This is a genomic window from Streptomyces sp. SM1 (assembly GCF_002910825.1).
Taxonomy (GTDB): domain Bacteria; phylum Actinomycetota; class Actinomycetes; order Streptomycetales; family Streptomycetaceae; genus Streptomyces; species Streptomyces okerensis.
Genome location: NZ_NEUB01000740.1, coordinates 1 through 13915, shown reverse-complemented (window position 1 = coordinate 13915; position 13915 = coordinate 1). Strand labels below are relative to the sequence as shown.

Sequence of the window (13915 nt, the reverse complement as noted above, 5' to 3'; positions counted from 1 at the left end):
AGCGGCGGAGCATGTGGCTTAATTCGACGCAACGCGAAGAACCTTACCAAGGCTTGACATACACCGGAAAGCATTAGAGATAGTGCCCCCCTTGTGGTCGGTGTACAGGTGGTGCATGGCTGTCGTCAGCTCGTGTCGTGAGATGTTGGGTTAAGTCCCGCAACGAGCGCAACCCTTGTCCCGTGTTGCCAGCAAGCCCTTCGGGGTGTTGGGGACTCACGGGAGACCGCCGGGGTCAACTCGGAGGAAGGTGGGGACGACGTCAAGTCATCATGCCCCTTATGTCTTGGGCTGCACACGTGCTACAATGGCCGGTACAATGAGCTGCGATACCGCGAGGTGGAGCGAATCTCAAAAAGCCGGTCTCAGTTCGGATTGGGGTCTGCAACTCGACCCCATGAAGTCGGAGTCGCTAGTAATCGCAGATCAGCATTGCTGCGGTGAATACGTTCCCGGGCCTTGTACACACCGCCCGTCACGTCACGAAAGTCGGTAACACCCGAAGCCGGTGGCCCAACCCCTTGTGGGAGGGAGCTGTCGAAGGTGGGACTGGCGATTGGGACGAAGTCGTAACAAGGTAGCCGTACCGGAAGGTGCGGCTGGATCACCTCCTTTCTAAGGAGCACTTCTAGGCTGCTTCGGCAGTCCAGGGGCCAGTTCATCGGCGAACGTCCGGTGCTGGTTGCTCATGGGTGGAACGTTGACTATTCGGTCCTGTTTCTCGGGCCGGTGGCTGCAAGTACTGCTCTTCGGAGCGTGGAACGCACGATCACCGGACGGGGCGGGGCCGGGCACGCTGTTGGGTGTCTGAAGGTACGGCCGCAAGGTCTGTCTTCAGTCGCCGGCCCCAGTGAACTTGCCTGTGAGGGCAGGGTGATGGGTGGTTGGTCGTTGTTTGAGAACTGCACAGTGGACGCGAGCATCTGTGGCCAAGTTTTTAAGGGCGCACGGTGGATGCCTTGGCACCAGGAACCGATGAAGGACGTGGGAGGCCACGATAGTCCCCGGGGAGCCGTCAACCAGGCTTTGATCCGGGGGTTTCCGAATGGGGAAACCCGGCAGTCGTCATGGGCTGTCACCCTTGCCTGAACACATAGGGCAAGTGGAGGGAACGCGGGGAAGTGAAACATCTCAGTACCCGCAGGAAGAGAAAACAACCGTGATTCCGGGAGTAGTGGCGAGCGAAACCGGATGAGGCCAAACCGTATGCGTGTGAGACCCGGCAGGGGTTGCGCATACGGGGTTGTGGGATCTCTCTTGACCAGTCTGCCGGCTGGTCGACGAGTCAGAAACCGTTGATGTAGGCGAAGGACATGCGAAAGGTCCGGCGTAGAGGGTAAGACCCCCGTAGTCGAAACATCAGCGGCTCGTTTGAGAGACACCCAAGTAGCACGGGGCCCGAGAAATCCCGTGTGAATCTGGCGGGACCACCCGCTAAGCCTAAATATTCCCTGGTGACCGATAGCGGATAGTACCGTGAGGGAATGGTGAAAAGTACCGCGGGAGCGGAGTGAAATAGTACCTGAAACCGTGTGCCTACAAGCCGTGGGAGCGTCGCGTTGAGTGCTTGCACTCAACGTCGTGACTGCGTGCCTTTTGAAGAATGAGCCTGCGAGTTTGCGGTGTGTTGCGAGGTTAACCCGAGTGGGGAAGCCGTAGCGAAAGCGAGTCCTAATAGGGCGTTTCAGTAGCACGCTCAAGACCCGAAGCGGAGTGATCTAGCCATGGGCAGGTTGAAGCGGAGGTAAGACTTCGTGGAGGACCGAACCCACCAGGGTTGAAAACCTGGGGGATGACCTGTGGTTAGGGGTGAAAGGCCAATCAAACTCCGTGATAGCTGGTTCTCCCCGAAATGCATTTAGGTGCAGCGTCGTGTGTTTCTTGCCGGAGGTAGAGCACTGGATAGGCGATGGGCCCTACCGGGTTACTGACCTTAGCCAAACTCCGAATGCCGGTAAGTGAGAGCGCGGCAGTGAGACTGTGGGGGATAAGCTCCATGGTCGAGAGGGAAACAGCCCAGAGCATCGACTAAGGCCCCTAAGCGTACGCTAAGTGGGAAAGGATGTGGAGTCGCACAGACAACCAGGAGGTTGGCTTAGAAGCAGCCACCCTTGAAAGAGTGCGTAATAGCTCACTGGTCTAGTGATTCCGCGCCGACAATGTAGCGGGGCTCAAGCGTACCGCCGAAGTCGTGTCATTGCAGCATATACGGCCAACGCCGGCTGTGATGGGTAGGGGAGCGTCGTGTGCCGGGTGAAGCAGCCGCGGAAGCGAGTTGTGGACGGTTCACGAGTGAGAATGCAGGCATGAGTAGCGATACAAACGTGAGAAACGTTTGCGCCGATTGACTAAGGGTTCCTGGGTCAAGCTGATCTGCCCAGGGTAAGTCGGGACCTAAGGCGAGGCCGACAGGCGTAGTCGATGGATAACCGGTTGATATTCCGGTACCCGCTGTGAAGCGTCAAACATCGAATCCAGTGATGCTAAGCCCGTGAAGCCGCCGGCTGAGTCTTCGGACGAGGTCGGAGTGGTGGAGCCGGTGACCCGAGCTGGTAGTAGGTGAGTGATGGGGTGACGCAGGAAGGTAGTCCATCCCGGGCGGTGGTTGTCCCGGGGTAAGGGTGTAGGCCGGACGGTAGGTAAATCCGCCGTTCATTAAGGCTGAGACCTGATGCCGAGCCGATTGTGGTGAAGTGGATGATCCTATGCTGTCGAGAAAAGCCTCTAGCGAGTTTTATGGCGGCCCGTACCCTAAACCGACTCAGGTGGTCAGGTAGAGAATACCGAGGCGTTCGGGTGAACTATGGTTAAGGAACTCGGCAAAATGCCCCCGTAACTTCGGGAGAAGGGGGGCCATCACTGGTGAGAGGACTTGCTCCTCGAGCTGGGGGTGGCCGCAGAGACCAGCGAGAAGCGACTGTTTACTAAAAACACAGGTCCGTGCGAAGCCGTAAGGCGATGTATACGGACTGACGCCTGCCCGGTGCTGGAACGTTAAGGGGACCGGTTAGTCACTCTTCGGGGTGGCGAAGCTGAGAACTTAAGCGCCAGTAAACGGCGGTGGTAACTATAACCATCCTAAGGTAGCGAAATTCCTTGTCGGGTAAGTTCCGACCTGCACGAATGGCGTAACGACTTCTCGACTGTCTCAACCATAGGCCCGGTGAAATTGCACTACGAGTAAAGATGCTCGTTTCGCGCAGCAGGACGGAAAGACCCCGGGACCTTTACTACAGTTTGATATTGGTGTTCGGTTCGGCTTGTGTAGGATAGCTGGGAGACTGTGAACTCTGGACGCCAGTTCAGGGGGAGTCGTCGTTGAAATACCAGTCTGGTCGTGCTGGATGTCTAACCTGGGTCCGTGATCCGGATCAGGGACAGTGTCTGATGGGTAGTTTAACTGGGGCGGTTGCCTCCTAAAGAGTAACGGAGGCGCCCAAAGGTTCCCTCAGCCTGGTTGGTAATCAGGTGTTGAGTGTAAGTGCACAAGGGAGCTTGACTGTGAGACCGACGGGTCGAGCAGGGACGAAAGTCGGGACTAGTGATCCGGCGGTGGCTTGTGGAAGCGCCGTCGCTCAACGGATAAAAGGTACCCCGGGGATAACAGGCTGATCTTCCCCAAGAGTCCATATCGACGGGATGGTTTGGCACCTCGATGTCGGCTCGTCGCATCCTGGGGCTGGAGTCGGTCCCAAGGGTTGGGCTGTTCGCCCATTAAAGCGGTACGCGAGCTGGGTTTAGAACGTCGTGAGACAGTTCGGTCCCTATCCGCTGTGCGCGTAGGAGTCTTGAGAAGGGCTGTCCCTAGTACGAGAGGACCGGGACGGACGAACCTCTGGTGTGCCAGTTGTCCTGCCAAGGGCATGGCTGGTTGGCTACGTTCGGGAGGGATAACCGCTGAAAGCATCTAAGCGGGAAGCCTGCTTCGAGATGAGGACTCCCACCTCCTAGAGAGGGTAAGGCTCCCAGTAGACGACTGGGTTGATAGGCCGGATATGGAAGCACCGTAAGGTGTGGAGTTGACCGGTACTAATAGGCCGAGGGCTTGTCCTCAGTTGCTCGCGTCCACTGTGTTGGTTCTGAAACCACGAACAACCCCATGCCCGGTCACGGTGTGGTGCGGTTGAACGGTTTCATAGTGTTTCGGTGGTCATAGCGTAGGGGAAACGCCCGGTTACATTCCGAACCCGGAAGCTAAGCCTTACAGCGCCGATGGTACTGCAGGGGGGACCCTGTGGGAGAGTAGGACGCCGCCGAACAAATATTGAGGAGAACCCCGCACCTATCGGTGCGGGGTTTTCTGCGTTTAGGGTCGAGGCATGCGCTATGACCTCGTCATCTTCGACAACGACGGAGTACTCGTCGACAGCGAGCCGATCTCCAATCGGCTCCTCGCCGGCTGTCTCACCGAACTCGGCCACCCGACGTCGTACGAGGACTCCATCCGCGACTACATGGGCTCCGCCATGCATCGCGTGCACGATCTCGTCGAAGAGCGGACCGGGCAGCGGCTGCCTGCGGACTTCGACGACGTGTTCCACACGCGGGTCTTCGCCGCGTTCGAGCGGGAGCTGAAGCAGGTGGCCGGCGTCGAAGACGTACTGGAGAGGCTGGCCGCCGACGAGGTGCCCTGCTGCGTGGCGTCGTCCGGGAGCCACGAGCGGATCCGGGTGGGGCACCGCACCACCGGGCTCGACCGGTGGTTCGACGACGACCGGATCTTCAGCTCGCAGGACGTGGGGCGGGGAAAGCCGGCACCCGACCTGTTCCTGTACGCGGCCGAGCGGATGGGCGTGGCGCCCGAGCGGTGCGTGGTCGTCGAGGACAGTCCGCTGGGCGTGACGGCGGCGGTGTCGGCCGGGATGGACGTCTACGGGTTCACGGCGATGACTCCGGCCGGGAAGCTGGGCGCGGCCACACGACTCTTCGGTGACATGGGGGAGTTGACCGCACTGCTGGCCGAGGAGAACTGACACTGATTCATCTTTTGACCGGATCTACCCACCGGTACCCCCGGGCCCTACGCTCGCCGCCATGACCGAAGTGCTGCGGCGCGGCAGGGCCTCGCTGGCGTTCAGTTTTCTCGTGCAGGGCGTCGCTTTCGCTCTGCTCGTGACCCGGATCCCCGCCATCCAGGACCGGTACGGAGTCTCCGACGCGCTGCTGCCCGTGTTCCTCGCCGCCGTCCCGATCCTGGCCGGTATCGGCAGTGTGACGACGGAGCGGCTGGTGAAGCGGGTTCCGCCGAGCCGGGTGCTGCGGTGGTCCCAGCCCGTCGTGCTGCTGGCGCTGCTGGGAGTCGGCGCGGGAGAGCACATGGCCGTGCTCGGTGTCGCGCTGGCCGCGTTCGGGCTGGCCGTGGGCGCCCTGGACGCGTCGATGAACATGCTCGGGGTGAGCCTGCAACAGGCGTACGGGCGCAGCATCATGCTCAGTTTCCATGCCGCGTACAGCCTGGGCGGGATCGTCGGTGCGTCGCTGGCGTGGGTGGGTGCGCACTGGGACCTGGCGCTGTGGGTGTCGTATCTGCCCGTCGTGGCGGTGCTGCTGCCGGCCGCGCTGGCCGGCAGCCGTTGGTACGCCGACCGTCGTGAGGAGGTGCCGGCCGAGGGGGGCAAGGGGGAGGCGGGTGCGGCCGTCGGCCTCAGGTGGCTGTTGCCGCTGTGTCTGGTGATGACGGTCGCGTACATCGGGGACTCGACGGTCTCCAACTGGAGTGCGAAGTACCTCCAGGACGTGCTGGGGAGCTCGGAGGAGCTGGCGACCGTTCCCTACAACGTCTACATGGTCACCACGCTGCTCGGGCGGGCCCTCGGGGATGTCGGGGTCCGCCGGTTCGGGGCCGTGGCCGTGGTGCGGGCGGGGGCGCTGGTGGCGGCGGTGGGGTTCGCCGTGGTGGCCGGGGCTCCCGGTGCGTGGGCGGGGATGCTGGGGTTCACGCTGCTGGGGCTGGGGCTGTGTGTGCTGGTGCCGCAGACCTTCGCGGCGGCGGGACGGCGGGCCGCCGAGCGGGGCGGCCCCGCCGCTTCGGACGCGGCCGTCGCGCGGCTGAATGTTTTCAATTATGTGGGTTTCCTGATCGGTTCTCCTTTGGTCGGGGCGCTCGGCGATGCCTGGAGCTACCGGGGAGCGATGCTGGTGCCGATGGCGTTGGTGCTGGTGACACTGGTGTATGCCAGGTCGTTCGGGACCGAACCGGACCGATACGGTGGCGTTCATGAGCGGCCGTACACAGCTGATGTGGGACGAGGCAGTAACGGGCTATGACTTCGGCCGGGACCATCCGATGGACCCGGTGCGGCTCGCGCTGACCCGGAGCCTGGTCGGTGCCCTCGGGCTGGACCGTGAGGTGAGGGTGGTCGCGGCGAAGGCGGCCGGGGTGTCGACGCTCCGGCTCGTCCACCGGGAGGACTACATCGAGGCGGTGCGGGCCGCGTCGGCGGACCCCGCGGCGGCGGACCGGGCGTACGGGCTCGGCACGGTGGACGATCCCGCGTTCGCCGGGATGCACGAGGTGTCGGCGCTGATCGCCGGGCAGTCCGTGGGCGCGGCGGAGGCCGTGTGGCGTGGGGAGGCCCTGCACGCGGTGAACTTCGCGGGCGGGCTGCACCACGCCATGCCGGGTGCCGCCTCCGGTTTCTGCGTGTACAACGACGCGTCCCTGGCCATCGCCCGGCTGCTGGAGCTGGGGGCCGAGCGGGTCGCGTACATCGACGTCGACGTGCATCACGGGGACGGGGTGCAGGCGGCGTTCTGGGAGGACCCGCGGGTGCTGACGGTCTCGCTGCACGAGCATCCCCGGACCCTCTTCCCGCAGACCGGGTGGCCGGAGGAGACGGGGGCGGCCGGCGCGGAGGGCAGCGCGGTCAATGTCGCCCTGCCGGCCGGGACGGCGGACGCAGGGTGGCTGCGCGCGTTCCACTCGGTGGTGCCGGAGCTGATCGCCGACTTCCGGCCGCAGGTGCTGGTGACGCAGCACGGGGCCGATACGCACTTCGAGGACCCGCTGGCGCATCTGGCGGTGTCGCTGGACGCGCAGCGGGCCGTTCAGGTGGCGTGTCACGAGCTGGCGCACGAGCACGCCGACGGACGGTGGGTGGCGCTGGGCGGCGGGGGATACGCGGTGGTGGAGGTCGTACCGCGGTCCTGGACCCATCTGGTGGGCATCGCGGCCGAGCGGCCCGTGGATCCCGCGACGATGATCCCGGAGGGCTGGCGCCAGGAGGTCTACGCCCGGACCCGGCAGCCGGCACCGCGACGGATGTCGGACGGCCGGCGGCCGGTCTCCTGGGCCGCGTGGGACGAGGGGTACGACCCCGCGGACCGCCTGGACCAGGCGATCCTGGCGACGCGACGCGCGGCGTTCCCGCTGCGGGGGCTGCTGCCCTGACGGGGCCGCGGCCCCGGGTCGTTACGCCAACCGTGCGGTCTTCGCCCGGTTCCCGTCCCGCCCCGGGTCCGTGTCGCGCACCATCGCTTCCGTGCTGCTGACCACCGACGGCCTTCGCGCGCACCTCCTGGCCGCCCGGCTCGCCGGGGTGGTGGGCACCACCCGGGAGGAGAGCCTGCGGAGTTACCGGCTCTTCGCGGCCCGCGATCCGCGTCTGCTGATCGGACTGGACCCCGAACGGGTATGGGGGGAACGGGATCTGATCGCGTTGATGGCGGACAGATGCGGGGTTCCGGCCGATCCGGGGCGCACTTCGGGCCATGATGTGATCGACCCCGACCGTACCCTCGCCGCCCTGGACGCCTGCGCCCGGCGGCTGGCGGCGGTCGCACGGCGGGGGGCGCCGGTCCTTCTCGGCACCGGTCACCCGCACCGGCTGCTCGGTTTCTACGCCGTTCTGGCAGACGGCCTGTCGGCGGCGGGATGTGTCGTCCTCACCCCGGCGCAGGGTCGCTGTGTCGACATAACGACCCGGTTCGGCCTACGCACGCACCGTCTCGACTACGTGCGAGGAGTCGGGCTCGTCACGGGTGCGACCGCGCAGCGCTCCGGTGGTGAGCCGGGCGCACACACGCACTCCCCCCTCCCGGTTCGGATCGCGCTCGACGCGGCGGCCGAGGCCGGCGGGCCGCTCCCGGAACTGGTGATCGGGGACCACGGCTGGGTCTGCGGGGCAGGTCAGCTGGGGTTCGAGGCGGTCGGCCCGGCCGATGTGAACGACCCCGCCCCGTTCGTCGGGGAGGCCGAGGGGGCGGTGTCCGTCGCCGTTCCACTTGATGACGGCGTGCGGTCCGACGACTACCTGCCGCTGGCCCGCTACGTACTCAATCGGGCGTGTCTGTCACAGTAGGCCGCCGATGGGTGCACCTCTTCCCCATTCGCATCACCCGCCCCTACATTGGGGAGTGAGCACGCAGCGACGAAGAGTCACCGGAAGGGGAAGCCGGTGGCCGTCGAGTGCGGAAGGTTCAGGTGTGTCATGGCTGCAGCTGGCGAGAGGCCTCTGAACGAGGTTCAGTTCCTTACCGTGGCGGAAGTCGCCTCGGTGATGCGAGTGTCGAAGATGACCGTGTACCGGTTGGTGCACAGTGGTCATCTGCCCGCGATCCGGGTGGGGCGGTCCTTCCGCGTCCCGGAGCAAGCGGTTCACGAGTACCTCCGCGAGAGCTATGTGGGGGTGGAAACCGCCTGACGGCGTGCCGGGGAGACCCGTCTCTGGCACTCATGGGCCTCCCCGGTCACCTCGATTACGACCTCAGCGCTCGGGCGGGTAGGCTGGCCCCTCGTAGGTCGTGTGGGCCCATGGCGCCCAAACACCGAGTGATGAGAAGTGAGCGAGGGTAGTCGTGGGCTCTGTTATCAAGAAGCGGCGCAAGCGGATGGCCAAGAAGAAGCACCGCAAGCTGCTCAAGCGCACGCGCGTTCAGCGTCGCAACAAGAAGTAGGCGACAGCGCGAAAGCGTGTCCAGTGGCCCCCCACCGTGATTCGGTGGGGGGCCACTGCCATTCGGGGTAGTCGTCACTTCAAGTATCCGGTCGGTATCACAGAGCGACGGTGACCCTATAGGTTGGCCGTCGGGAGCAGGGCGAGAGGAAGGCGCTGATCTTGGGAAAGGTCGTGCTTGTGACCGGGGTGGCCCGTCAGCTGGGGGGCCGTTTCGTCCGGCGGATCCTGCGGGATCCCGAGGTGGACCGGGTCATCGGTGTGGACGCGGTCCCGCCCGGGCACCACCTGGGCGGCGCGGAGTTCGTCCAGGCGGACATCCGCCGGCCCGCCATCGCGCGGGTGCTCGCCGAGGCGGGTGCCGACACGGTCGTCCACCTCGACGTCACGGGGACACCGCTCGGCAGCGGCAGCCGGACCGCGCTCAAGGAGACCAACGTCATCGGCACCATGCAGTTGCTGGGTGCCTGCCAGAAGTCCCCGAGCATCAGACGGCTGGTCGTGAAGTCCAGTACGAACGTCTACGGTTCGGCGTCCCGCGATCCGGCGGTCTGCACCGAGACGACGCCGGCGAAGTCGCTGCCCAGCGGGGGCTTCGCGAAGGACACGGTGGAGGTCGAGGGCTATGTGCGGGGCTTCGCGCGCCGCCGCCCGGATGTCGCGGTGTGCGTGCTGAGGTTCGCCAACATCCTGGGACCGGCCGCGGACAGCCCGCTCGCCTCGTACTTCTCGCTGCCGGTGCTGCCGACCGTGTTCGGCTACGACCCCCGGCTGCAGTTCGTGCACGAGGACGATGTCGTCGAGGTGCTGCGGATCGGCTCGCACGAACCGAGGCGGGGCACCCTCAACAGCGGCACCTTCAACATCGCCGGCGACGGTGTGCTGCTGCTCTCGCAGTGCTCACGGCGGCTGGGCAGGCCCACCGTGCCGCTGCTGCTGCCCGCCGTCACCTGGGCGGGCTCGCTGGTGCGTACGCTGGGGATGACGGACTTCTCGCCCGAGCAGCTCCGGCTGCTGACACACGGGCGGGTGGTGGCGACGGACCAGATGCGGGAGACGCTGGGTTTCACTCCGAAGTACTCGACTGCGGAAACGTTTGCGGACTTCGTGCGCAGTCGTGGTCCCGGGCTGCTTCCGCCGGAGGCCCTCGCGGGGGCCGTCGACCGGATCGCCGCGCTGCCCCTGCCGGGCAGCGGTCACTCCCCTACGCAGAGCGCCAACTGAGGAGCGCAGCAACGATGGCGGACGCCAAGGTCATTCCGTTCGACGACGACCACCGCTCCCGCGGGGGCGGCACGCAGCGCCCGTCGCGCCGCCGGAGCGCGGGGAGCCGGCGCCAGGGCGGCGGGCAGTCCGCGGCGGTCGGCGAGGTCCAGCCACTGCCGGGCATGGCGTCCGTGCCGGAAGATGATCCGGTGACGGGTGAGGACGAGCAGCTCCAGGAGCAGGCGGCCGAGGGCGCGGACGACAGTGACGGCGGCGGTCTGGAGCGGCGGGTCGCGAGTGGTCTGGCCTTTCTGCGCCGTCGGCTCACCGGGGACTACGAGGTCGACGACTTCGGCTATGACGAGGAACTCACCGACCAGGTCCTGATGTCGCTGCTGCGTCCGATGTACGAGAAGTACTTCCGGGTCGAGGTGAAGGGCGTCGAGAACATCCCGTCGGAGGGTGGCGCCCTGATCGTCGCCAACCATTCCGGGACGGTGCCGGTGGACGGCCTGATGATGCAGGTCGCGGTCCACGACCACCATCCGGCCGACCGCCATCTGCGGCTGCTCGCCGCGGACCTGGTGTTCATGCTGCCCGTGGTCAACGAACTCGCCCGCAAGCTCGGGCACACCCTGGCCTGCGCGGAGGACGCCGAGCGGCTGCTCGCGCAGGGGGAGCTGGTGGGGGTGATGCCGGAGGGCTTCAAGGGCATCGGGAAGCCGTTCGGCGAGCGGTACAAGTTGCAGCGCTTCGGGCGTGGCGGGTTCGTCTCCACCGCGCTGCGGCAGGGCGCCCCGATCATTCCGTGCTCGATCGTCGGGGCGGAGGAGATCTACCCGATGATCGGCAACGCCAAGACGCTGGCCCGGCTGCTGGGCTTTCCGTATTTCCCGCTGACGCCGACGTTCCCGTGGCTCGGGCCGCTCGGTGCCGTTCCGCTGCCGACGAAGTGGACGATCCAGTTCGGTGAGCCGATTCCGACGGACGGGTATCCGCCGGAGGCGGCCGAGGACCCGATGCTGATGTTCAACCTGACCGATCAGGTCCGGGAGCAGATCCAGCACACGCTGTACAAGCTCCTCGTGCAGCGCAGGTCGGTGTTCTTCTAGCCGTCCTCCTGCGGCACTGGGGGCGCCCCTCGTCGCGAGGGGCGCCCCCAGTCCTATTCCGCGTCCTCGGCGTCGATGCCCAGGCCGGGCAGGAGGCCGGGCAGGAGAGGCGGAAGGGTGACGTCGGGGGCGGGGGGCCGGGTGAGGGATCCCGTGGGCGGCGGCGAGGTCTGGGCACCGCTTTCCGTGGGCGGATCGAGCAGACCGCCGGTGTTGCCGCCGAGTAGTCCGTCGTCCGCACGGCCGGTGTCGGCGGAACCGGACGGATCGGCGCCGCGGGAGCCGCTTCCGCCGGAGCCGCCGTCGGCGGTGCCGGGGGACTGCGAGGGGTCCGTGCCGGGCGCGTCCCCGGGAGCGGATTCGGAGCCGCTGTCCCGGGTCGCGTCGCGGGTCTTCTCACCCGGGGGGCGGGGGAGCAGGGACTGCAGCGGGGCGACGTCTTCGTCTATGGCGTCGAAGACCGACGAGACCTGCTCACTGACGTCTCCCAGCTGCACCGGCAGCCGGTCGCGCAGGGTGCCCCAGGCCGCCCGGTGGGACTGCGAGAACGAGGAGAGCGCCTGCATGGGGCCCAGGGAGTCCGGGTCCCGCTCGTACGCCTCGCGCAGCAGCCGGTGGCCCTCGGAGGCGTCGTGCCGCATGCCGGAGAGGGCGCGGCGGATCTCGCCGAGCGATTCGTGGTCCAGGGGGCCGCTGCGGCCGCGCTCCATGAGCCTGCGGGCTTCGCCGAGGCGGGTGGAGGCGTGGTCGAGGTAGACCCGGCCGCGCTCGTCGCCGCTGTCGGTGAGGCCGAGCTTCACGTCCTCGATGCTGCGTTTGAGCCCGTACAGGGAGTCGCCCGGCAGGGCGTCGGAGCTGGCCGCGGCCACTCCGCCCAGGGCGCCGGCGGCGACGCCGACGGTGAGCCCGCCCGCGGTGAGTCCCTTGGCGAGCCGCGAGCGTGGTCGCAGTCTGCCCAGGGGGGTTGCCCGGTGTGTGCCCTTCGCCCGGCGCGCCCGCTGTTCGGGTACGGCCTGACCCGTCGCCTCGCCCGCGGCGGTGCCCTCCTGGAGCATGGCCTCGAACGCGGCCACCAGCTGGGCCCGCTGGACGACCTTGACCTCGGGGTCCAGTTCCGGTTTGGGCAGCGCGCCGAGTCCGGAGGCCAGCGCGAGCAGCTGTGCCCGCTCGCCCTCCCCGGCGGCCGGTGCCGGTGCCGGTCCTTCGGACTGCCGGGCCGCCGTGCCCCGGTCGGACTGCTCCTCCAGGGCCTGGGCGAAGGCGTTAGCCCGCCGGTGCGCCGATACGCTCGCGATCACTGGCGGCACCTCCTCTCGTCATGACGGTCGACTCCCCAGGGGGTCCTGAGGGTTCCCCGCCCCGACCAAGGCCACACGATCGGGTGATCGAAGTCGGTCAGGGGGTGACCACAGGGAGCCTGTATCCCGCACAACGAGCGGTGCGGCACTTGGGTTACGGACATCGGATGCCTGAATGAGGAAGCCAACCGAGTTTCACGTACCGTGAGTTGGAGATCGCGGAGCGTGGCTCGGCCGGCGGGCGTGTTCCGGATTCCGGCGGCGTGCCGGTCAGCGGGCGTCATCCGGGAGGAGCCGGGCGAGGGTGCGGACGGCCCGGTACTGGAGGGTCTTGATGGCGCCCTCGTTCTTGCCCATCACGCGCGCGGTCTCGGCGACGGACAGGCCGTTGAGGAATCGGAGCGTGACGCACTCCCGCTGTTGGGGGTTGAGCCGTCGTACGGCATCGATGAGGGCGGCGTTGGAGAGGGACTCGAGGACGGAATCCTCGGGGGAGCGCTCGACCTCGTTGGCGTCGAGCATCTCCCCGGTGGTCACCTCGAGGCGGAAGCGGCTGGATTTGAAGTGGTCGGCGACAAGGTTGCGGGCGATGGTCACCAGCCAGGCGCCGAAGTCGCGGCCCTGCCAGGTGAAGGTGCCGATGCGGCGCAGCGCCCGCAGGAAGGTCTCGCTGGTGAGGTCCTCCGCCGTCGCCTTTCCGCCGACCCGGTAGTAGATGTACCGGTACACGGTGTCGCTGTACTGGTCGTAGAGCCGTCCGAACGCCTCGGCCTCGCCGGCCTGGGCGCGCTCCACGAGGTCCATCATCCGGGCACTGTCGCTGTCGGCGGCGGGGCGGCGGGTGGTGGTCGCGCGTCCCCGTCTGCCGACGGCGGCGGTGCCCATGCCCTCGGCGAGGGCGTAGCACGGGCCGACGGGGGCGGTGGCGATGGCGAATGCGGGGACGGTGTGCGCGGTGGGGACGACGGCGCGCAGCATGTCTCGGACTGTCGCGACGGTTGCGCGCAGCGTAGCCAGGCCCGAGGCGTCAACCCCGACGTGTGGGTACACGGGACTCCCAGAGGCAGAGCTTTCGATCACGTGCAGTACATGCAGTGCGGGGCCGTTCACCCGTCGTAGCGACGGGTTGGTCCCGGATTGCGTCTGAGGAGAATAACGCTTCGTGCAGGGCCTGCTACACCGAGTTGCTCAAATCGTCGATTACGTCGTTTCCGTAACCGACTGACGATCGTTCAAGTGTGGAGTGGTGACCTGTTATTGATCGAAAGGTTTCGTATTCAGGGTGGGAGCGGGGCGAGTTGTGGCCGTGTGCAGCCAACGTGACTGGACAGGGGGGTTGCGGGGTACGGCAGTTGGATTGGGCGTGTCTGAGGGCGGGGCGGGGGGTTCGGTCGGGGTCGCTCAG

10 protein-coding genes and 3 rRNA genes are annotated in these 13915 nt (G+C 66.7%); 11 read left to right on the top strand and 2 right to left on the bottom strand.

The window, feature by feature from the left end; all coding sequences use genetic code 11:
* From B9S61_RS21790 to B9S61_RS21740, 11 genes are all read left to right on the top strand, one after another.
* A 16S ribosomal RNA gene (locus tag B9S61_RS21790) occupies nucleotides 1-615 on the top strand; the annotation flags it as partial.
* A gap of 312 nt (nucleotides 616-927) precedes the next feature.
* Nucleotides 928-4053, top strand: a 23S ribosomal RNA gene (locus tag B9S61_RS21785).
* Between the two features lie 89 nt (nucleotides 4054-4142).
* Nucleotides 4143-4259 (top strand): 5S ribosomal RNA (gene rrf / locus B9S61_RS21780).
* A gap of 60 nt (nucleotides 4260-4319) precedes the next feature.
* The gene (locus B9S61_RS21775; protein ID WP_103543769.1) at nucleotides 4320-4973 is read left to right on the top strand and encodes an HAD family phosphatase; all 654 of its coding nucleotides are present in this window, start codon (nucleotides 4320-4322) and stop codon (nucleotides 4971-4973) included.
* Nucleotides 4974-5034: 61 nt separating this feature from the next.
* Complete coding sequence (locus B9S61_RS21770) at nucleotides 5035-6267, top strand: MFS transporter (RefSeq protein WP_103543768.1); 1233 nt, start codon at nucleotides 5035-5037, stop codon at nucleotides 6265-6267.
* On the top strand, nucleotides 6218-7390 hold the full coding sequence (locus B9S61_RS21765) for an acetoin utilization protein AcuC (protein ID WP_103543767.1): 1173 nt from the start codon (nucleotides 6218-6220) through the stop codon (nucleotides 7388-7390). The genes B9S61_RS21770 and B9S61_RS21765 overlap by 50 nt, the downstream gene beginning before the upstream one ends.
* 94 nt (nucleotides 7391-7484) lie before the next feature.
* The gene (locus tag B9S61_RS21760) at nucleotides 7485-8300 is read left to right on the top strand and encodes a phosphatase (protein ID WP_103543770.1); all 816 of its coding nucleotides are present in this window, start codon (nucleotides 7485-7487) and stop codon (nucleotides 8298-8300) included.
* A 129-nt stretch (nucleotides 8301-8429) separates the two neighbouring features.
* Entirely contained in the window at nucleotides 8430-8642 is a 213-nt protein-coding gene (locus tag B9S61_RS21755; protein WP_004984898.1) for a helix-turn-helix domain-containing protein, read from the top strand.
* A gap of 154 nt (nucleotides 8643-8796) precedes the next feature.
* Nucleotides 8797-8895: a 30S ribosomal protein bS22 gene (locus B9S61_RS21750; protein ID WP_003948845.1), complete on the top strand. Its 99-nt coding sequence runs from the start codon at nucleotides 8797-8799 to the stop codon at nucleotides 8893-8895.
* A gap of 161 nt (nucleotides 8896-9056) precedes the next feature.
* Entirely contained in the window at nucleotides 9057-10118 is a 1062-nt protein-coding gene (locus B9S61_RS21745) for an NAD-dependent epimerase/dehydratase family protein (RefSeq protein WP_103543766.1), read from the top strand.
* Nucleotides 10119-10132: 14 nt separating this feature from the next.
* Nucleotides 10133-11212: a lysophospholipid acyltransferase family protein gene (locus tag B9S61_RS21740; RefSeq protein WP_103543765.1), complete on the top strand. Its 1080-nt coding sequence runs from the start codon at nucleotides 10133-10135 to the stop codon at nucleotides 11210-11212.
* A 53-nt stretch (nucleotides 11213-11265) separates the two neighbouring features.
* On the opposite strand, the gene B9S61_RS21735 is transcribed toward B9S61_RS21740, so the two are convergent.
* Together B9S61_RS21735 and B9S61_RS21730 are read right to left on the bottom strand one after the other, a co-directional pair.
* Nucleotides 11266-12510: a DUF5667 domain-containing protein gene (locus tag B9S61_RS21735; protein ID WP_103543764.1), complete on the bottom strand. Its 1245-nt coding sequence runs from the start codon at nucleotides 12508-12510 to the stop codon at nucleotides 11266-11268.
* A gap of 270 nt (nucleotides 12511-12780) precedes the next feature.
* Entirely contained in the window at nucleotides 12781-13560 is a 780-nt protein-coding gene (locus B9S61_RS21730) for an ECF subfamily RNA polymerase sigma factor, BldN family (RefSeq protein ID WP_103543763.1), read from the bottom strand.
* Nucleotides 13561-13915 lie beyond the last annotated feature (355 nt).

Coding starts and splice junctions, on each gene's coding strand:
- B9S61_RS21775 (WP_103543769.1), top strand. CDS start 4,320: ATGCGCTATGACCTCGTCATCTTCGACAACGACGGAGTACTCGTCGAC.
- B9S61_RS21770 (WP_103543768.1), top strand. CDS start 5,035: ATGACCGAAGTGCTGCGGCGCGGCAGGGCCTCGCTGGCGTTCAGTTTT.
- B9S61_RS21765 (WP_103543767.1), top strand. CDS start 6,218: ATGAGCGGCCGTACACAGCTGATGTGGGACGAGGCAGTAACGGGCTAT.
- B9S61_RS21755 (WP_004984898.1), top strand. CDS start 8,430: ATGGCTGCAGCTGGCGAGAGGCCTCTGAACGAGGTTCAGTTCCTTACC.
- B9S61_RS21740 (WP_103543765.1), top strand. CDS start 10,133: ATGGCGGACGCCAAGGTCATTCCGTTCGACGACGACCACCGCTCCCGC.